At 57.2% G+C, this 18,620-nt stretch carries 18 protein-coding genes; 7 read left to right on the forward strand and 11 right to left on the reverse strand.

The features are described 5' to 3' along the window. The first annotated feature begins 32 nt into the window (after positions 1–32). Positions 33–677 (forward strand): phosphatase PAP2 family protein, encoded by a 645-nt coding sequence (locus ACED87_RS07960; RefSeq protein ID WP_449082402.1) that lies wholly within the window; start codon positions 33–35, stop codon positions 675–677. Here ACED87_RS07960 and nadE read toward each other — a convergent pair. Then, positions 646–1,470, reverse strand: coding sequence for an ammonia-dependent NAD(+) synthetase (gene nadE, locus ACED87_RS07965; protein WP_449082401.1), 825 nt, complete (start codon positions 1,468–1,470; stop codon positions 646–648). The genes ACED87_RS07960 and nadE overlap by 32 nt on opposite strands. A 167-nt stretch (positions 1,471–1,637) precedes the next feature. Between nadE and ACED87_RS07970 the strand changes: the two genes are divergently transcribed. Together ACED87_RS07970 and ACED87_RS07975 are read left to right on the forward strand one after the other, a co-directional pair. After that, a complete protein-coding gene (locus ACED87_RS07970; protein ID WP_449089862.1) occupies positions 1,638–2,141 on the forward strand; it encodes a DUF4870 domain-containing protein in 504 nt (167 codons plus the stop codon). A gap of 529 nt (positions 2,142–2,670) precedes the next feature. Further along, on the forward strand, positions 2,671–3,489 hold the full coding sequence (locus ACED87_RS07975) for a hypothetical protein (RefSeq protein ID WP_449089863.1): 819 nt from the start codon (positions 2,671–2,673) through the stop codon (positions 3,487–3,489). A 148-nt stretch (positions 3,490–3,637) separates the two neighbouring features. Here the strand turns inward: ACED87_RS07975 and ACED87_RS07980 are convergent, their stop codons facing one another. Genes ACED87_RS07980 through vapB form a run of 3 tightly spaced genes read right to left on the reverse strand, consistent with a single transcriptional unit; the run spans position 3,638 to position 6,319 of the window. Beyond that, the gene (locus tag ACED87_RS07980) at positions 3,638–5,614 is read right to left on the reverse strand and encodes a M13 family metallopeptidase (protein WP_449089864.1); all 1,977 of its coding nucleotides are present in this window, start codon (positions 5,612–5,614) and stop codon (positions 3,638–3,640) included. Positions 5,615–5,624: 10 nt separating this feature from the next. Then, a complete protein-coding gene (gene vapC / locus ACED87_RS07985) occupies positions 5,625–6,083 on the reverse strand; it encodes a type II toxin-antitoxin system tRNA(fMet)-specific endonuclease VapC (RefSeq protein ID WP_449082394.1) in 459 nt (152 codons plus the stop codon). Then, the gene (gene vapB / locus ACED87_RS07990; protein ID WP_449089865.1) at positions 6,083–6,319 is read right to left on the reverse strand and encodes a type II toxin-antitoxin system VapB family antitoxin; all 237 of its coding nucleotides are present in this window, start codon (positions 6,317–6,319) and stop codon (positions 6,083–6,085) included. Before vapB ends, vapC begins: the two co-directional genes overlap by 1 nt. A gap of 155 nt (positions 6,320–6,474) precedes the next feature. Here vapB and ACED87_RS07995 point away from each other — a divergent pair, with 155 nt between their 5' ends. Both ACED87_RS07995 and ACED87_RS08000 read left to right on the forward strand, forming a co-directional pair. Further along, positions 6,475–7,353: a ChaB family protein gene (locus ACED87_RS07995; protein WP_449089866.1), complete on the forward strand. Its 879-nt coding sequence runs from the start codon at positions 6,475–6,477 to the stop codon at positions 7,351–7,353. A gap of 75 nt (positions 7,354–7,428) precedes the next feature. Beyond that, complete coding sequence (locus ACED87_RS08000; protein WP_449089867.1) at positions 7,429–8,424, forward strand: aldo/keto reductase; 996 nt, start codon at positions 7,429–7,431, stop codon at positions 8,422–8,424. Between the two features lie 146 nt (positions 8,425–8,570). On the opposite strand, the gene ACED87_RS08005 is transcribed toward ACED87_RS08000, so the two are convergent. Beyond that, positions 8,571–9,008, reverse strand: coding sequence for a hypothetical protein (locus tag ACED87_RS08005; protein ID WP_449089868.1), 438 nt, complete (start codon positions 9,006–9,008; stop codon positions 8,571–8,573). A 241-nt stretch (positions 9,009–9,249) separates the two neighbouring features. Between ACED87_RS08005 and ACED87_RS08010 the strand changes: the two genes are divergently transcribed. After that, positions 9,250–10,545: an adenylosuccinate synthase gene (locus ACED87_RS08010; protein WP_449082385.1), complete on the forward strand. Its 1,296-nt coding sequence runs from the start codon at positions 9,250–9,252 to the stop codon at positions 10,543–10,545. Between the two features lie 113 nt (positions 10,546–10,658). Here ACED87_RS08010 and ACED87_RS08015 read toward each other — a convergent pair whose 3' ends face one another. The 4 genes from ACED87_RS08015 to ACED87_RS08030 form a co-directional block, all read right to left on the reverse strand. Next, positions 10,659–11,792: an ABC transporter ATP-binding protein gene (locus tag ACED87_RS08015; protein WP_449089869.1), complete on the reverse strand. Its 1,134-nt coding sequence runs from the start codon at positions 11,790–11,792 to the stop codon at positions 10,659–10,661. Between the two features lie 21 nt (positions 11,793–11,813). Beyond that, entirely contained in the window at positions 11,814–13,115 is a 1,302-nt protein-coding gene (locus tag ACED87_RS08020; protein WP_449089870.1) for an ABC transporter substrate-binding protein, read from the reverse strand. A gap of 73 nt (positions 13,116–13,188) precedes the next feature. Then, on the reverse strand, positions 13,189–14,133 hold the full coding sequence (locus ACED87_RS08025; protein WP_449089871.1) for a carbohydrate ABC transporter permease: 945 nt from the start codon (positions 14,131–14,133) through the stop codon (positions 13,189–13,191). Next, positions 14,123–15,070, reverse strand: a complete 948-nt coding sequence (locus ACED87_RS08030; protein WP_449082377.1) for a carbohydrate ABC transporter permease — start codon at positions 15,068–15,070, stop codon at positions 14,123–14,125. Before ACED87_RS08030 ends, ACED87_RS08025 begins: the two co-directional genes overlap by 11 nt. 139 nt (positions 15,071–15,209) lie before the next feature. Between ACED87_RS08030 and ACED87_RS08035 the strand changes: the two genes are divergently transcribed. Then, positions 15,210–16,142, forward strand: coding sequence for a dihydroorotate oxidase (locus ACED87_RS08035; protein ID WP_449089872.1), 933 nt, complete (start codon positions 15,210–15,212; stop codon positions 16,140–16,142). Positions 16,143–16,159: 17 nt separating this feature from the next. Here ACED87_RS08035 and ACED87_RS08040 read toward each other — a convergent pair whose 3' ends face one another. Together ACED87_RS08040 and treR are read right to left on the reverse strand one after the other, a co-directional pair. Next, a complete protein-coding gene (locus ACED87_RS08040) occupies positions 16,160–17,713 on the reverse strand; it encodes an MFS transporter (protein WP_449089873.1) in 1,554 nt (517 codons plus the stop codon). A 157-nt stretch (positions 17,714–17,870) separates the two neighbouring features. Next, on the reverse strand, positions 17,871–18,605 hold the full coding sequence (treR, locus tag ACED87_RS08045; protein ID WP_449082372.1) for a trehalose operon repressor: 735 nt from the start codon (positions 18,603–18,605) through the stop codon (positions 17,871–17,873). Between the last annotated feature and the right edge of the window lie 15 nt (positions 18,606–18,620).

The raw sequence follows: 18,620 nt of genomic DNA on the forward strand, positions 1-18,620 counted from the left end.
CCTAGAGGGTGCTCCTGTCAAGAGAGGTACCCGTGAACCACAGCCCCCAACAGCCCCACCTAGCCCGCACCGGCCTAGCGGGTCTACTGGTGTTTGTGTCGATGTGGCTGGTCAACGCCCAAGCCCTCACCAACCCTGTCGATGATGCCATCTGGCAGACCTCACTGACCTGGCGCACAGGACCGCTCGATACCTTTTTCTCGGCGCTCACCCAGGCTTTCAATACCCTGCCCATGACAATTTATGTGCTGATCGCCTTGGGACTCTTCACCTGGCGCTACCGGCACCCCTGGCCCCTGGCGACCCTAGGGGGAACCATGATTCTTGCCCCGCTAGCCGTCACCCTCATCAAAAATCTTGTGGACCGCCCGCGCCCCTCCCTTACCCACCGCCTGGTGGAGGAACTAACTTTCTCTTTCCCCTCAGGCCACTCCACCAGCACCGCTGCCTTCTGCGCTGCCCTCTTCCTCACCGCCTACCCTGCCCTCACACAGGGCGGACGCCGCGCCCTGGGGGTAGGGCTCGGCGTCCTTACAATGATTGTGGGGTTCTCCCGCATCTACGTGGGGGTGCACTGGGCAAGCGACGTGCTAGGCGGCCTGGGCCTGGGAATAGCTATCGCCGCCCTAGTGCACCTGGTAGTGCTTACCGTTTGTACCAGGAATCAAAAATTGTGACCGGGGTAGTGCGCTTATGACGGGAACGTAAAAACTTCCCCTCAATATTCTCAGCGGCCACCGGGTCAATCTCTTTACCCTCTAGATAATCATCAATCTGATCATAGGTGACCCCCAGCTCGTCCTCGTCGGTACGCCCCGGCTTACCATCAAGCAAATCAGCAGTAGGAACCTTCTCCCACAGGTGGGTATCAGCGCCCAACACCTTAAGCAGGGCCCGGTTCTGGCGCTTGTTCAAACCAAAGAGGGGGGTGACGTCCGCCCCGCCATCACCGAACTTGGTGAAGAAACCGGTCACAGCCTCTGCCCCGTGGTCGGTGCCCACCACCAGCAGATTCTTCTCACCAGCCAGGGCATACTGGGCGATCATGCGGGCACGAGCCTTCACATTGCCCTTATTGAAGTCAGCGATAGGGCGGCCGGTTGCTGTCTCAAAAGCTGATTCGAAACCGTCCACCGCCTCTGCGATATTGTAGGTGACAGTCTGCTGGGGCATGATGAAACGCAGGGCAGCCTGGGCGTCCTCCTCATCGGCCTGCACCTTATAAGGTAGGCGGACGGCAATAAATTCAGCCTCAACACCCTCTAGCTCTAGCTGGTCCACAGCTAGCTGGCACAGGCGTCCGGCCAAGGTGGAATCCAAGCCGCCGGAAATGCCCAGCACAAAGCCGCGGGTGCCGGTGGCTTTCAGATAATCCACCAGGAACTGGACGCGCTTGCGCACCTCCTCAGCCGGGTCGATGGAGGGCTTTACGCCTAATTCTTCAATAATGTGAGCCTGTAAATCGCGCATGACTCTATGCTACTGCCCGGCACACCCCAGTCCACCGTGAGGACGTAACAGGGCGGTTAACTCTCCACCCAGAGTATGAAATTGCAGGGAACACACCTACCCTCTCGCGCCCTCACCCGCCCCGGACTAAAGTGAAAGGTAGATAACTGGTATTTAGGAGAGCGGATATGACTGAACACAACCAGAACCCCTACGGTAACTACAATCAGCAGGGTCAGAATGGCCCCTCACACGCGCAACAAGACCAGCCCTATCAGCAGCCCGGCTTTGATGCCCCCACCTATGATGCCTACGGCAACCCTATCCCCGCAGACGCTAAGAGCATGGCCACGTTCGCCCACCTCTCGGGCCTACTAGGGCTAGTGTTCACCGCATCTTTTGCCAGTTTTGTGGGGCCTCTCATCTTCTGGGTTATCTATAAGGACAAGCCGGGGTACGGGTTCGTGCGCAGGGCTGCCGCCGGTGCCTTTAACTTCAGTTTCACCCTCTGGCTAGTGAATATTGCCGCCTGGGTACTGACATTTGTGACCTTGGGGATAGCAGGCCTATTTACCTGGCTCGTCTTTATCGCGGTATGGGTTGCCCTAATTGTCGTGCACATTCTTGCAGCAGTGAAAACCAATAACGGTGAAGTTTTCACCTACCCCATGACCTTGAAGGTGTTGAACTAGCTTTAGCGGCTATTTTCCCGTAATCTTCAGAGTTCTTCGACAGGAGCGATAGCTTTCCCCGCGCTCCTTGAGCTGAGCGTAATCGGTACTGAAGGCATCTGGAGCAAGTGCGCGGGGAAAAGCAGATGTAGCACGGTGCTTTACTCGGTTTCTACCATGACCGGGTCCATAGCGAACAGACGGGTTTCGGGGGCCGGGGCCTATGCGATGGCGATGATTGGGTTTCATACCCCTTACCTTTCACAGTTTGGTATCGGTGGTACAGATAAATGACGCATCACCATTGAGCGAATTACGCTAAATAACAAATAACTGAAGAATATGGTGTTTGTGGTGATAAATGAGGCTGTATTACCCTGGGCCTCTCTTTGTCAGATGTAACATCCATTATTAAAGATAGATTCAGAGGTGTTAACTTGCAATCATTAGTCCCAGACGCGGAGAATTTTTACACAGGTAGCCACTAAATTTGATTGTTTAGAGTGCTAGAAAGATTTCCTCACCCGCTGCGCCCACCCCTGGAGGCCCCATGCACCGCCTTATCCGGCTGTCACTGACAGCTTTGACCAGCAGCCTGCTACTTACAGGCTGCATCAGCATCACCGTACCTAATAATCATGCGGCAGAACCTAGTGAACCCACGTCCGCCCCGAGCGTCACAACCACCAGTAGCGCCCCATCTCCCAGCCCCACTGAAGACACCCCCGAACCTGAGCAAACGATTCTAGCTCAACCCGAGCAGGCCCCCGTGGTGGTTACACCAGCCCCTACCGAAACACCCGTTCAGGCTATCCAACCCCCGCAGGAAGCTAACCAGGCACCTGAGGTAGATAACCCCTGCCTGACAGACCCTGAATGCAAGGAAACCGGCTACATCGATGTTAATCACGCTACCCTGGGCCCGGTGCGGTTGGTGAGCTACTACAAATATATGACGCCGTATGCGGTCCCTGGTGGCGGTTACGGTTACTATGCGGTCTTCCAGAATGGGCGAACTATAGGGTTCGTTAAGTCCCCTGGCTATGCTCTGGGCAGTTTTAGCATGTCGGGTGTTTTTACTCCCAATATGACGGAGCGCCCTCAGGGGTGGAATATTGACCGTTACGGCCACATTTTTATGAACAGCGGAGGTGCCCTGACTATCATCACCCAAAAAGATTGGGGCTTTGATTCTCAGGGAACTATGCCGGGAGCCTCCGAAGGGTGGCATAACGATGTCACAAATATAACTATCGACAGCCAGGGCAACCCCTATATCTACACGCATCAGCTCGATGAGACAATTAGCCGGTACGTTGATGGCCCCACCTACACCTTCAACGGCACCGACTGGGTACCTGTCGGCTAATATCATCTACCCTCTCGGCCGTTCCTGCTATGTCCTAGCCCTCGGATACGCAAAAGGACGCCGGTAAGTAGCTCACCGGCGTCCTTTTAGTTGAGGCATGGGTGCAGTCGCCTTCCGGGGAAAGCCCCTGCACCTTATATAGCTTCTTCTACCAGATGCGCACGCGCTCTTCTGGTGCCAGGTAGAGGTCGTTCTCAGGTTGCACATCGAAGGCAGTGTAGAACTCGTCAATGTTGCGTACCACGCCGTTGACACGGAACTCCTCGGGGGAGTGCGGGTCAATCGCCAGGAACATTTCCGCTGTCTGCGGGCGGGTCTTCATGCGCCAGCCCTGGGCCCAGGAGATAAAGACACGCTGGGCGGCAGTCAGCCCATCAATGACGGGGGCGGTCTCAAGGGTCAGGCCCTGGCGTTCCAGGTAAATCTGGTAGGCCTTGAGTGCGATGGAGAGGCCGCCCAAATCACCAATGTTTTCGCCCAGGGTCAGCTCGCCGTTGACGGTGAACTTCTCGGGGTCTAGACCGGTGGGGGTGTAACCGTTGTACTGCTCTACCAGGGCCTTTGTGCGGGCGGTGAATTCCTCGCGGTCGGCGTCCGTCCACCAGTTGTTGAGGGCACCGGTGCCATCGTACTTGGAGCCTTGGTCATCGAAGCCGTGGCCGATTTCGTGGCCGATCACACCGCCGATAGCGCCGTAGTTGACGGCGGGGTCGGCGTCCACATCGAAGTAGGGGGCCTGCAGGATCGCTGCGGGGAAGACGATCTCGTTGGCCGGGGGCATGTAGTAGGCGTTGACGGTCTGCGGGGTCATGAGCCACTCGGTCTTATCAACTGGCTCATTGATACGGGAAATCTGGAACTCGTGCTCAAAGACGCCAGAGCGGCGCAGGTTCTCGAAGAGATCATCGGTGAGTTCGAGGCCGGAGTAGTCGCGCCACTTATCGGGGTAGCCAATCTTGGTGACGAACTTACTAAGTTTCTCTAGGGCCAGGGCGCGGGTTTCGTCGGTCATCCAGTCTAGGTCTGTGATGGAGCGGCGGTAGGCCTCTAGGAGATCATCAACGAGTTCCAGCATCTTAGCCTTGTGGGTGGGCGGGAAATGAATAGCAACGTATTCCTTGCCCAGCTCTTCCCCCAGTGAGCCTTCGACTAGGCCGACGCCGCGCTTCCAGCGGTCGCGTAGTTCTTCGGACCCTGAGAGGGTGCGGCCGTAGAAATCGAAGTTTTCTTCAACGATGTCCTGGTTCAGGTAGGGGGCGCGGGAGTGGGCCATGTGCCAGATGTACCAGAGCTTCCAGATGAAGAGGGGGGCAGTGGCCCACATCTGGGCGGCGGCCTCAAAGTAGGAGGGCTGGTTGACCACAACGGTGCCAGCTTTCTCGGTGCTGATGCCCATGCCTGCTAGCCAGGTGGTGAAGGGGAAACCGGGGAACTTCTCGTCAAGTTCGGCAGCTTCTACCGGGTTGTAGCGGGCGTCGGCGTCGCGGGTCTTGACGTTATCCCAGTGGTGGGAGGCAATCTCAGTTTCGTGGGCGAAGACGGCGCGGGCAGCATCGGCCGGTTCTAGGCCGAAGTTCTCTGCTAGGCCGGTCAGTTCAAACATGCGCTCAATGTGGGCTACGTAGGCTTCGCGGAGCTGGGCGTATTTCTCGTCGCGGTAGTAGGACTCATCGGGCAGGCCCAGGCCGGTCTGGGCCAGGTAGAGCACATACTTTTCAGGGTTCTTGGCATCGATGCTGGTGTACCAGCCGAAGGGCCCACCGTGGCCCTTGCAGTCGAGTTCTGCCATGACCTGCACGAAGTCATCGGGGGTGATGGCGTTGAGCACCGGCTGCACCTCTTCAAGTAGCGGGCCGGGGCCGTCCGCCTCAATTTTTTCGGTGTTCATGAAGGATGAGTAGAGGGCACCAATGCGTGAGGAGGGCTGCTCGGCGGCAAATTTCTCTACGATTTCGCGGACGTGCTCTTCGGCGGCGTCACGCAGGAAGTACATGCCACCATCGCGGGAGCGGTCGGCGGGGATGACGTGGGAGTCGTACCAGGTGCCGTTGACGTAACGGAAGAAGTCGTCAGCTGGGCTGGTTGCGGGGTCTAGAAAGCTAGTGTCGATACCTGAGTTAGTCATACCAGCTAGTTTAGGGGTGCGGACGCCGCCCGTCAGCTGCCTCACTCAGGTTCGGCTCAGAGCGTGAGGGGTTCACCCAGTTCACCACTCGCAGGGCCTCAACCCGCTCGAACTCCCTCTCATTATTCGTTACTATCACTAGCCCTCGGCTGCGCGCATGGGCTGCGATATGCAGGTCGTTCTCGCCGATTACGCGTCCGGCCTTTTGCAAGGTTGCTTTGATGTCGCCAAACTGGGCTGCGGCGTCCATGCCGTAGGGGAGGACGGTGAGCCGTGATAGAAAGTCTTCGACCACCCGCAGGTTTTGCTCAGGCTTAGCGCTTTTTGCTGCACCAAAGAACAGCTCGGCTGCGGTGATACTGCTGACGCATAAGCGGCTAGCGTTCTGGTTGAAAATATCGAGAATCTCAGGTGGGCGCCGTTTTATCACATAGATGACGATGTTTGTGTCAAGCATGTAGGTCAGCATTAGAGTTCCTCACGTTCAGGCTGGGTGCCAGCGTGGCGGGAATTCATAAAATCATCCGTTACGGTGGGGGAGTCGGGGGCGAAGAAGCTATCCCACACTGCGCCCTCGGGGGCTACGATGCGTTCTGAGCCTACTTTGCGTACATTAACTTTTTTGATGTTTTCGCTAAAGCGCATCTCTGCGGGTAGGCGAACCGCTTGAGTTCTGTTGTTCATAAAAACTGTTGACCGTGTCATAGATAACCTCCTGCTATATACCTTAAGTATATACCCGTATTGGCAGGCTGAGTAGGGCACCAGGAGCATAAATAAGCCGTGCCGCGCTTGGGGTAGGGCGTGACCGGGACTACGCTTAGAAGGTAAGAACACTGAACAACTAGAAGGTGAGTACCATGAGCAAGAAGCCAGAACTCAGCAAGGAACTCAAGCGTTCCAGCGACAAAGCACAAAAACGCTACATCAAGGCCTACACTAAAGCCCTAGAAAAGCACGGCGACGAAAAGAAAGCCCGCAAAAAAGCCCAAAAGAAGCTCGAAAAGAAATACGAGCTGGTAGGTAAGAAATACGAAAAAATTACTGACCAGCCGGTAAAGAAGGCCGAGTCTAAGAAACCTGAACCCAAGAAAGCCGAGAAGAAGACTCCACAGAAGAAGGCCGACAAGAAAGAAGAAACCAAGAAAAAAGAGCCCAAGAAAACCGAAAAGAAGGCTGAGAAGAAAAACCCAAAGGCTAAAAAATCCACACAGCCCAAAAAGTCCAAGAAAAGCGCAGCCCAGAAAGAAGCTGAACTCATCCTGGCCGAGACTCTAGAAAACTCAGACGAAACCGTCACCTACGAAGACATCCTCGATGCAGAAAGCGTAGAACCTGGCGACATTGAGGCCTTCGAAAACGAGGAACTGGGCTTTGACCTAGACACCCCCGATGCCATCACCAACGTCGGTGAAGATGAGGGCCTAGCCCCTGAAGAAGCCGACGAACCAGACGAAGCAGAAGAGCTCTACGAGCAAACCTTCGCTAGCAGTAACCTCACTGACTTCGATGAAGGCCTCACCACCGAGCCCCTGGCAGAAGCCCCCGCCCAGGAGGACGCCGCCTCCGCACCTGACCTCACTGACGATAAGGAGCAGACCTTCCTGGTGGCAGAAGCCCGCCCCCTCGCTGACCTCACCCGCGCTGAACTATACGAGCTGGCCAAGCAGCTTGAGGTGCCGGGCCGCTCACGCATGAACAAAGCCGACCTTCTCACTGCGGTGCGAGCAGCCCAGTAGTAAATGCTCTCAGGTGGATGGCTCTGTGTACCTTTTTGACTCTGTGACGGGTGTGTTGAGACACATGACAGTAATATGACGAGTATGAGCATTGAATACCGTCAACTGGGAAAAAGCGGACTAACCGTTTCGAATGTGGGCTTAGGCTGTAACAACCTGGGCCGCGCTAAAACCGCCACCGAGAGCCAGGCTGGCACCAACGCCGTCCTCACCGCCGCGGTGCAAGCAGGCATCACTCTGTTTGATGTGGCCGATATTTACGGGGCTGAACCGGGTGTCTCTGAGACCATGTTTGGGCGTGCCCTGCGCGAGACCGGTATAGACCGCGACGAGATCGTGATTGTGTCAAAGTTTGGTATGGACATGGGTGGTGCCAACGGCACCGACCACGGGGTGCGAGGCTCCCGCCGGTACATTATGCGGGCAGTTGAGGCCTCCTTGAACCGCCTGGGCACCGACTATATTGACCTCTACTTCCACCACACCCCCGACCCTGCCACCCCCATGGAAGAAACCCTCTCAGCCCTGGGCACCCTGATTGAGCAGGGCAAGGTGCGCTACATCGGCTCATCCAACCACACCGGCTGGCAGATTGCCCATGCTGAGCACCTGGGCCGGGCACTGGGGCACCGCTACATTGCAGCGGAGAACCACTACAACCTACTGGACCGCCGCGCTGAACTCGAGGTGCTCCCTGCCACCCGCGAGTTCGGGCTGGGAGTGCTGCCCTACTTCCCCCTGGCTAACGGGCTGCTGACGGGCAAGTACTCGCGGACGTCCGCCCCGGCAGACGGGCGCCTAACCCGCATCAAACCTGAGATTTTGGAGGGCGCTAACTGGGAGCAGCTTGAGGCCTTCTCAGCTTTCGCCGCCGAGCGCGGTATGAGTGAGGTGCAGGTGGCTTTCTCCTGGCTGGCCCAGCAAGAGCCGGTTGCCTCTGTGATTGCTGGTGCTACTACCGAGCAGCAGGTGCGCGCGAACGCGGCTGCCGTCGTCCGCCGATTTGATGCGGACGAGCTCACCCACCTGGACGAGATTTTCCCGGCACCGCCGAAGGTGGCGCTCTTCTAAAGTGCTAATGCAAATGTAAAGCCCGCCCTGCCTCCCAGTTTCAAAGAGGGGGGGGCAGGGCGGGCTTGTCATCTATTTTTCTAGTTTTTAGAGATTATCGATTGCTTACTTCGGCAAGAGCACGGGTGCCATCGCAGGGCACCTCATTACCAGTTCTTATACATATCGACCAGCATGTTGGTCATGGTGAGGGCAGATACGATGAGGAAGATCATTGAGCCGAGTACCGACACAACGATTGCGATGATTGAGGTGGCCTTTTCCTGATTTTTCTGGAAAAGACCAATGATGCCCAGGATGAGGGCTGCAAGGAGCAGCATCCAGCTAAAGGACATGAATATGATGCTGGGTATGGCCCCAAGAACGAAGCCAGGGAGGCCTAGGCCCAAGGCTGTTGCACCAATCCCATTTATAGGTTTTTTACCCTGAGGCTGCTGGGGTTGCTGGGGTTTCTGGGGTTCCCTGTAATGGTGCTGGTAGGGCTGCTGGCCAAGTGCGGGGTAGGGGCCTGCAGAAAATGAAGATGCCCCCTGCTGGGCAGAGGCGGGAAAAGCTGAGTGTGGGATGTTTGGGTTTTCGCTCATGTATATCAGCTTAAAGTATCGGGGGAAACCTAGATGTATATCAGGTTATTCCGTGAACATTTCTCTATAGAAGCCCTAGGTGAGTGTGCCATTGTGAGAGATTCAGCTGCGACAAGGCCCACCGTCCTTGCTATCCTTAAGAATGGTGTGCCCTGCGTCCGAGCCGTCCGCACAGGCCGAGCAGCCCCACCCCACCGCCGTGAAACCCGGCAGGTGACCACCCTATTCAGGAGTAAGACTTATGCCAGCAATTGTGATTGTAGGCGCCCAGTGGGGCGACGAAGGTAAGGGCAAGGCAACCGACCTGCTCGGTGGCCGCGTCGACTACGTCGTCAAGCCCAACGGCGGTAACAACGCCGGCCACACCGTCGTCGTCAACGGCCAGAAGTTCGAGCTTAAGCTCCTTCCCGCCGGCATCCTCTCAGAAAACGCTGTACCCGTCATCGGTAACGGCGTCGTCGTCAACCCCGAAGCCCTCTTCGAAGAAATCGACGGCCTCGAAGCCCGCGGCGCAGACACCTCCAAACTCAAAATCTCCGCCAACGCCCACCTGGTAGCGCCCTACCACCAGACCATGGATAAGGTCACCGAACGCTTCCTGGGCAAGCGCGCCATCGGCACCACCGGCCGCGGTATCGGCCCCACCTACATGGACAAAATTGGGCGTCTAGGTATTCGCGTCCAAGACATTCTGGACGAGTCCATCCTGCGCCAGAAGGTTGAAGGTGCCCTGCGCCAGAAGAACGAACTGCTGGTCAAGGTCTACAACCGCCGCCACGTGGAGGTTGAAGAAATCGTTGACTACTTCATGAGCTTCGCCGACCGCCTAGCCCCCATGATTGTCGAATCAACCCAGCTACTTAACAAGGCCCTAGACGAGGGTAAAACCCTGCTCATGGAAGGCGGCCAGGCTACCTTCCTCGACGTTGACCACGGCACCTACCCTTTCGTCACCTCCTCCAATCCCACCGCAGGCGGCGCCTCAGTCGGCTCCGGTGTGGGCCCCACCCGCATCTCCCGCGTCATCGGTATTCAGAAGGCCTACACCACCCGCGTGGGCGCTGGCCCCTTCCCCACTGAGCTCTTTGACGAAATGGGCGACTTCCTGCAAAAGACCGGTGGCGAGTTCGGTGTGAACACCGGCCGCCCCCGCCGCTGCGGCTGGTATGACGCAGTGCTGGCCCGTCAGGCTGTGCGCATCAACGGTTTTACTGACCTCTTCATCACCAAGCTAGACGTCCTCACCGGGCTAGAGCAGATCCCTGTCTGTGTGGCCTACGATGTGGACGGGGTGCGCCACGATGAGATGCCCATGACCCAGTCAGACTTCCACCACGCCAAGCCCATCTACGAATACTTCGACGGCTGGACCGAGGACATCACCGAAGCTAAGACCCTAGATGAGCTACCTGAGAATGCTCGTAAGTACCTTGAGAAGCTAGAAGAAATCTCCGGCTGCCGCATCTCAGCTATCGGTGTTGGCCCCGGCCGCGAACAGACCATCGTGGTACGCGACCTCATCGAGGACGAGAAGTAAGGGCGGACGTCCGCACGTCCTTCTCCTAGTTCGGGTAGGTACCCATCTACGTCAGAAAAACCCACCAAGAGTTTGGTGGGTTTTTCTGACTGAGATGGTACCTCCACCGAGGGCTAGACCAGGTATTCCAGGTTGATTTCGGTCTCGGGGTCGAAGAAGGACGCCCGGGTGGGGGTTAGTCGTAGTTCGTCGCCAGCTGCCACCTTGTGCTCACCCAGCAGGCGAACTGCGATAGTGGGTGAGCGTACCTCTAGGCCTGTTGCGGGGCTGACGTAGGCAAAGGCCTCAGCTCCTAGCTGCTCCACATGCGTCACTGTACCCCGTAGCCCGCGTATTTCTTCGCCTTCCCCTACATGTTCAACCTCCCAGTCTTCGGGGCGTACCCCTAGGATAATTTTGCCGGTCAGTACCGGGTTGAATTCGGTGGGGATGGGTAGGCGGCAGAGGGGCCCTAGGAAGGCGTGGGCCTGGGGTTGTGGTATCCCGTCGATTTCTCGGCTGACTTCTACCTCATTGATGAGTGCCATGGAGGGTGAACCAATAAAACCTGCTACGAAGGTGTTGCCGGGGTGGCGGTAGAGGTGCATGGGCTCGTCTACCTGTTGCAGGATTCCGTCTTTGAGTACTGCTACGCGGTCGCCCATGGTCATGGCTTCGGTCTGGTCGTGGGTGACATAGACCGTAGTGATGCCTAGTTCCCGCTGGAGCTGGGCGATTTGTGCGCGGGTTGAGACGCGCAGGCGGGCGTCCAGGTTTGAGAGGGGCTCGTCCATGAGGAAGACCTTGGGTTCTCGCACGATAGCCCGGCCCATGGAGACGCGCTGACGCTGGCCGCCTGACATGTTGGCGGGTTTGACGTCTAGCAGGTGCTCTAGTTCAAGGATGTGGGCTGCCCGATCTACTCGCTCTGCAATTTCAGCCTTGGGTAGTTTGGCGTTTTCCAGGGCGAAGGCCATGTTTTGGCGGGCGGTCATGTTGGGGTAGAGGGCGTAGGACTGGAAGACCATGGCCACGTCGCGGTCGCGGGCTGGTTTTTCGGTGACGTCTACCCCGTCAATGAGGATGGTGCCCTCATTGACGGGTTCTAGGCCTGCCAGCATGCGCAGGCAGGTGGATTTGCCCGATCCTGATGGCCCTACCAGGGTGAGAAATTCCCCGTCGCGCACTGTGATATTGACCCGGTTAACGGCGCGGGGCCGCTTGGGGCCGTAGATACGGGAAATGTCTTGCAGGTGGACTTCAACCATGAGGATCGGGCTTTCTGGGGGTTAGAGGTTGGGTTTGATGTCGCGGTCGTAGGTGGCCTGAAGTTCGTCCTGCAGGGCGGTAAAGACGGTTGTGACGTCCTGGCCTGCCACGATTTTGTCCAGGGCCCCGCCGATGGCCTTGCCGCCGCCGTTGATGAAGACACGGGCGTAGTCCTGGGACTTGGTGTTCTCATTGAGCTGGCGGATGGCGGTGGCCGCGTTGGGGTTTTCCTTCATGTAGGCGGCCTGTTCGGGGACGTCCGCGGCGTTGGTACGCACGGGCATGTAGCCGGTGGCCTGGGTGAAGGTGATGGTGTTGGCGGTGTTGGTGAGGAAGTCGATGAACTTGACGGCAATCTTCTTACGCTCATCGGAGATACCTGCCGGGATGGCTAGGCCTGCGCCACCGGTGGTAGTGCCGGGCTTGGGGCCAGGCAGGTAGGTGGTGATGAAGTCGCCGGTGGCTGATTCTTTCAGGCCACCTAGTGAGCCGGTGGATTCGAGCAGGCCGGCGGCGTTGCCGATGCCGAACTCGTTGGCGGAGTCTTTGACCACGGAGATGTAGCCGTCTTTGACCATGGTTTGCAGGAAGGTGGCTGCTTCAATGGTCTTGGGGTCGGTGAATTTGAGGTCCCATTCCTTGGAGTAGGCTCCACCGAAGGTCCAGAAGGCGCCCTGGAAGTACCAGTCCAGGTAGTTGGAGCCGTCTGCGACGGTGAGGGCGGGCTTGCCGGTGGCTTCTTTGAGCTTGGGCGCCCAGGTTTCGGCGAATTCCTTCCAGGTGGCGGGGCCGGTGCCGTCGGTGGGGAGGCCTGCCTTTTTGAGGTCGGCGGTGTACCAGTACATGAGCGGGGTGGAGCGGGAGTAGGGCACACCGTAGTTTTTACCATCGTAGGTGTAGTCGGTGAGCAGGGTTTCTACGTAGGTGGAGGTGTCGATGCCTTCTGATTCCCAGAGGTCGTTGAGGGGAGTGGTGGCGCCGGTGAAGGCGAAGTTGAACCAGGTGACGTCTGAGGCGACGATGACGTCGGGCAGGCCGCCGCCGGAGAGAGCTGCGTTGAATTTCTGGCCCAGTTCTTCGTAGTTTTTACCGCCGTCGATGAGTTCTGCGGGGGTGTCGGGGTTGGCTGCGTTCCAGGCGTCGATGAGTTTTTGTTCTATGTCGCGGGAGGAGCCGGGGTGGTTGGACCAGAATTGCAGGGTGCCGTTGCCTTCCTGCTGGGTGGTTGCGGTTCCGGTGCCGGTTCCTGCGCAGGCTGAGAGGGCTGCGGTGGTGGCGGCTAGACCGGCCAGGGAGAGGACAGAGCGGCGGGTGATATTCATGGGTTTTTCCTTGGGGTAGGAGGGTTGGTAGGAGGTCGTGGGTTGGGTGAGGCTGGCCGGTGGGGGCTGTGGGTTAGCCCTTGACGGCTCCTGCGGTGAGGCCCTTAATCATGGAGCGTTGCAGGAAGAGGAAGAGAATAATCATGGGGATGGTCGCTAGTACGGTTCCTGCCATGACTGGCCCCCAGTTGGTGAGCCCTTCGTTGGCTTGGAGCATGGTCAGCCCGATTTGTAGGGGTGCTACTCGACCGGTGTCTGAGATGAGGAAGGGCCAGAGGTACTGGTTCCATTCGGTGACGGCGGTGATGAGGATGAAGGCCATGAGGGTTGGCCAGCTCATGGGCAGTACTACTTTGAAGAGGGTACGGAAGAAGCCGGTGCCGTCGAGGGTGGCTGCTTCGATAATTTCGGTGGGTAGGGAGAGGAAGTGGTTGCGCATGAGGAAGGTTCCGAAGGCAACCCCAGCTAGGGGGACGATGATGCCGGTGAAGGTGTCTCGCCAGCCTAGCTGTGCGACCAGGGCATAGTTGGAGATAATCGTGATTTCGTTGGGCACCATGAGGGTTCCGATGACCAAGTAGAAGAGGATATTTGAGCCTGGGAATCTGTAGAAGGCGAAGGCGTAGGCGCTGAGCACGCCCAGGGTTACTTTCACGATCACTAGGGTCACGGTGATGATGATGGAGTTGAGGAAGTAGCGGGAAAAATCTAGGGTTTCCCACACGTAGGTGTAGTTTTGAGGGGCGAAGATGTGGGGTACCCAGGTGATGGGGTTGGAGTAGATTTCAGGGCGTAGTTTCAGGGAGGTGATCACCACGAAGTAGAGGGGCACGGCGATAAGCAACCCGGCCAGAATCATGCCTATGTAGCCGAAGGTTTTGCCTGTGGCTGAGGCGCCGGGGGCTGTGTTTGCCTTGCGCCTGGGGGTGGTGGGGGCGTCCTGAAGCTGCTGCTCAGCCAAGACCGAGCCGGGCTTAGCTGCGGGCAGGGAACGGGCGCGGGTGGTGTCAACGGTCATTGTTTTTCTCCTGCATACGAACCTGCACGACGGTAATGACGAGTACGGCCAGGAACATGATGGTGGCAACTGCGGCACCGTAGCCTGCGCGGGAGTTGACGAAGGTTTCCTGGTAGACCTGGTAGACCAGGGTTGTGGTTGAGATGCCCAGGGGGCCACCGGCGGTCATGACGTTGATGATGTCAAAGACTTGGAGGGAGTTCAGTAGCACCGTGATGGAGAGGAAGAAGGTGGTGGGGCGTAGCTGGGGTAGGGTGACGCGCCAGAATTTTCGGGCGGGCGGGGTGCGGTCGATTTCGGCGGCTTCATCGAGGTCTTTGCGTAGACCCTGTAGGGCGGCTAGGTAGATGACGAAGGTGTAACCCAGGTTCTTCCAAATGTAGGTTGCGGTCACCATGAAGAGGGCCCAGCCGGGGCTGGTATAGAAGGCAGGGGAGTCGAGGCCGACCTTACCCAGCAGGTCTTGAATCAGCCCGTAGCCGGGGTCGAAGACGAATTGGAAGGCCACACCGATGGCTGCACCGGAGATGACGTAGGGGGCGAAGATGAGGGAGCGTACCCCGTTGCGTCCTTTGAGGGGTTTATCGAGCAGCAGGGCCAATGCTAGGCCGAGTACCATGGACCCGAAGACTGCGAAGAAGGTGAAAATGGCGGTTTGCCAGACGATTTGCCAGCTTTCGGGCTTGGAGGCCCATTCGATGTAGTTGTCGAGGCCGATGAAGGTTGCTGGCCGGGTGGAGGCAATGTTCCAGTTGTAGAAGGAGAGCCTGATGTTGTCGATCAGGGGCCGGTAGGTGAACACTAGGAGCAGAGCTAGGTTGGGTAGCAGCAGGGCTGTGCCGATGAGCGCAGTTTTAGCGCTGGCGCGTACTCGGCGGACGCGGGGTTCACGGGTCAGGTCTGTCTCTTCTAGACCGGGAATTGTTGGGGCAGTCACAAATATTTATCTTATAGGGCTGAGGTGAATAGAAGTTGAAGTTAGGGTTGCTAGGGGTTAGTAAGTAGCTTTATGACGCGGGGCAGGGGCTGAAAATGGTAAAATGAGGTGAAAAATCTATAAAAAGAAGTAGGGCATAATGGCTTCACTGCATACAAAAATCGGCTCCGTTGAATTTGATAACTGCCTGATGAACGCTGCTGGCGTTTACTGCATGACGCGAGAAGAACTGGCCCTGGTAGAGAACTCCTCTGCTGGCTCATTCGTCACCAAAACAGGCACCCTTGAAGAACGAGCAGGTAACCCTGAACCCCGCTATGTAGACACAGAGCTAGGTTCCATTAACTCCATGGGCCTACCCAACAAGGGCTACCAGTACTACCTTGACTACCTGATAGAACTACAAAACCAGCCCAACTCTAAGCCCCACTTCCTCTCCCTGGTGGGCATGTCCCCTGACGAGACTCACACTATTCTCAAAGCGGTTCAGGCCTCTGACTACCAGGGTCTGGTAGAGCTTAACCTCTCCTGCCCTAACGTGCCGGGCAAACCTCAAATCGCCTACGATTTTGAAACCACCGAAACAATTCTCACCGAAGTATTCTCCTATTTCACCAAGCCCCTGGGCGTAAAACTTCCCCCCTATTTCGATATTGTTCACTTTGACCAGGCCGCAGAAATCTTTAACAAGTTCCCCCTGGTCTTTGTCAACTGCATCAATTCCATCGGCAACGGCCTTGTTGTTAACGATGAGAGCGTGGTCATTAAACCCAAGAACGGTTTCGGTGGCCTAGGCGGGGACTACGTCAAGCCCACCGCCCTGGCCAACGTGCACGCCTTCTACCAGCGACTCAACCCCTCCATCCAGATCATTGGTACCGGTGGCATCAAGAATGGGCGTGACGCCTTCGAGCACATTCTCTGCGGCGCCAGCATGGTACAAATCGGTACCGCCTTGCACCAAGAAGGCCCCGCCATCTTTGACCGCATCTCCCAGGAGCTAACAGCCATCATGGAAGAAAAGGGCTACCAGAGCCTTGAGGACTTCCGCGGTAAGCTCCAGTACCTCTAATACGTAGATTGCGGGCCCTAGGCGGTAACTCCGCGTAGGGTCCGCACTACCATGATCGCGCTCATGAGCATGAGCACCACCCCAATCGCCGAGGTATAGACCACCCCTGAGTCAAAGGCCTGCTGGGCTGAGGTGAGCAAGGCAGCACCCGTTTCCCCACCCAGGCGCTCAGCGATTTCAGTGGCCCCGCCCAGGGTCTCACGGGCGGCGTCCGCATCCGCAGCACTTACGCCCTCAGGCACTACCAGGTGCGCCAGGTAGGCCGCGTTGAGAATCGAACCTAGAATCGCAGTGCCCAGCACCGAACCAGTCTCGTAGGCGGTCTCTGAAATGGCGGAAGCCGCACCGGCCTTATGTGGCGGAACAGCGGCTAAAATAATGTCGTTGGTGAGGGTTTCAGCAAACCCAATTCCTGCACCCAGGAGGGAAAAAGCCACCAGAATACCGGCATCAGAGCCTGAACCGGCAGTGAAGAACACCAGGGCGAAGGCTGCCGCGTTCATGAGCAAGGCACCAGAAATCACCACCCACGGCTTGATGACCTTCACCAGGTGCACCACAGCCAGGCCCGCCAGCACCGTCAGTGCCAGGCCAGGCAAAAGCATCAGGGCCGCGTTCAAGGGGGAGTGCCCGCTCACCAGCTGTAGGTGCTGGGAGATGAAATAGAGGAAGCCCACCAGCGAGAAAATAGCCATGAGGTTAGTCAGCACCGCCCCAGTGAACTGCTTATTAGTAAAGAGCCGGACATCCAGCATAGGGTTAGTGCGCTTTAGCTGACGGCGGGTGAAAGCAAGACCGCAGAGGGCAGCAAGAACCAGAAGGACGCCAGCGAGCAGGTCCAAACCACTATGGGCACAGTGCTTAATGGCGTACACAAACGGGACCATAGTTGCCATGATCAGGCCGATACTGGCGAAGTCAATACTGCCAGGGTGAGGGTCCTTAGAATTAGGAATCAGCCAGGGCCCAAGGATGAGCAAGGGCAACAAGGCTGGGATAGCCAAGAGAAAGACCGAACCCCAGTAGAAGTGCTCCAGCAGAAACCCGCCCACAATAGGCCCGAGGGCGGCCCCACCGGCAAAACCTGAAGCCCAGATAGCAATAGCGGTGCGGCGCTCAGTAGCGTCGGAGAACATGTTGCGGATGATAGAGAGCGTTGCAGGCATCAGTAAGGCCCCAAAAATACCCATACCGGCGCGGGCTGTGATTAGCCAGGCGGCGCTAGGAGCCAGAGCTGCAGCCGCAGAAATAACCGTGAAGCCCAAGCCGCCCAGAAGGAGCATAGTGCGCCGGCCATAACGGTCACCCATACTCCCTGCCGGGATCAGCAGACCTGAAAGAATTAGCGGGTAGATATCGTTGATCCAGAGCAACTGGGTGCCGCTAGGAGAAAGTTGAGCTGAAATCTCGGGTAGGGCGAAGGAGAGCACAGTGTTATCAACCGAGACCAGCAGCACTGGCAGCATGAGCACTGCCAGGGCCGCCCAGCGGCGGGGGTAAGGCACGTAGATGTGGTTGCTGCTTGCGATTTCGGCTGCAACAGCTCTCATCTGACCAGTTGCGGGCTGCATATCTACTCTTTCGTTAGGACGACTACCTGCGGTAAGGTGCCCGGCATCGGGCTGGGCCGGGGGTAAAGAAAAGAAGCGCACCCCTTAATACGGGATACGCTCCTAACCTTACCTATCTCACAGGTACTTTGGTGCTTGGTGCAACCAATCTGCACCTTTAACCAGAAATCGGGATTTCCTGGCGACGGTGGGCAAAATCCAGGTATCGGAACTTATCGGCACGGTGGCGGGAGATAGTGTACTGGAAGGCGGTGCCGTCCTTAAGCACGGTAATTGAAGTAGTCACCGCAACATACTCACCAGCGTGCAGGTTCAGATACTTAGCATCGTTAGGGGTAGCCTGCTCGATAGTAATCTGCTTGGCAGAGGAAGCAAGATTAAGACCCAAATCGTTCTCAAAGTAGTAGTAGAGGGAGTCCTCTGCAGCCTCACGAGGAACCTTAGGAACCACACTTTTGACGATGTAATCATAGTCAATAATGGCCGGTGCGCCGTCCATGTGGCGCACGCGCATAACGTAAGTGACAGGAACCTGCTCAACCGAACCATTGGTCAGAGCCTGAAAAGGCACAGGGGGTAGCATGGCATCTTCGAGCTCAATCAGCTCAGTTTGAGTTTCGCCGCTTACTGACTCAGCGAATTCTTTATAGCTCACCAGTGAAGACACAGGGATAGAGTAGCGCTTATGCTCAATCACCAGAGAGCCCTTACCCATGATGCGCTGAATATAGCCGCGATCAGTGAGAATGGCTAGAGCCTTGCGGGCGGTCTCGCGAGAGACACTATACTTTTCGGTCAGCTTCTTTTCGCTGGGCAGTAAGTCGCCTACGACGTACTTACCTTCATCAATATCACGCGCAAGGTCGTGATAGATCTGTTCAAACTTTCCCATGTGGTTCCCTTAGAT

The sequence above is a fragment of the Rothia sp. 32237D007AR genome (assembly GCF_053544675.1).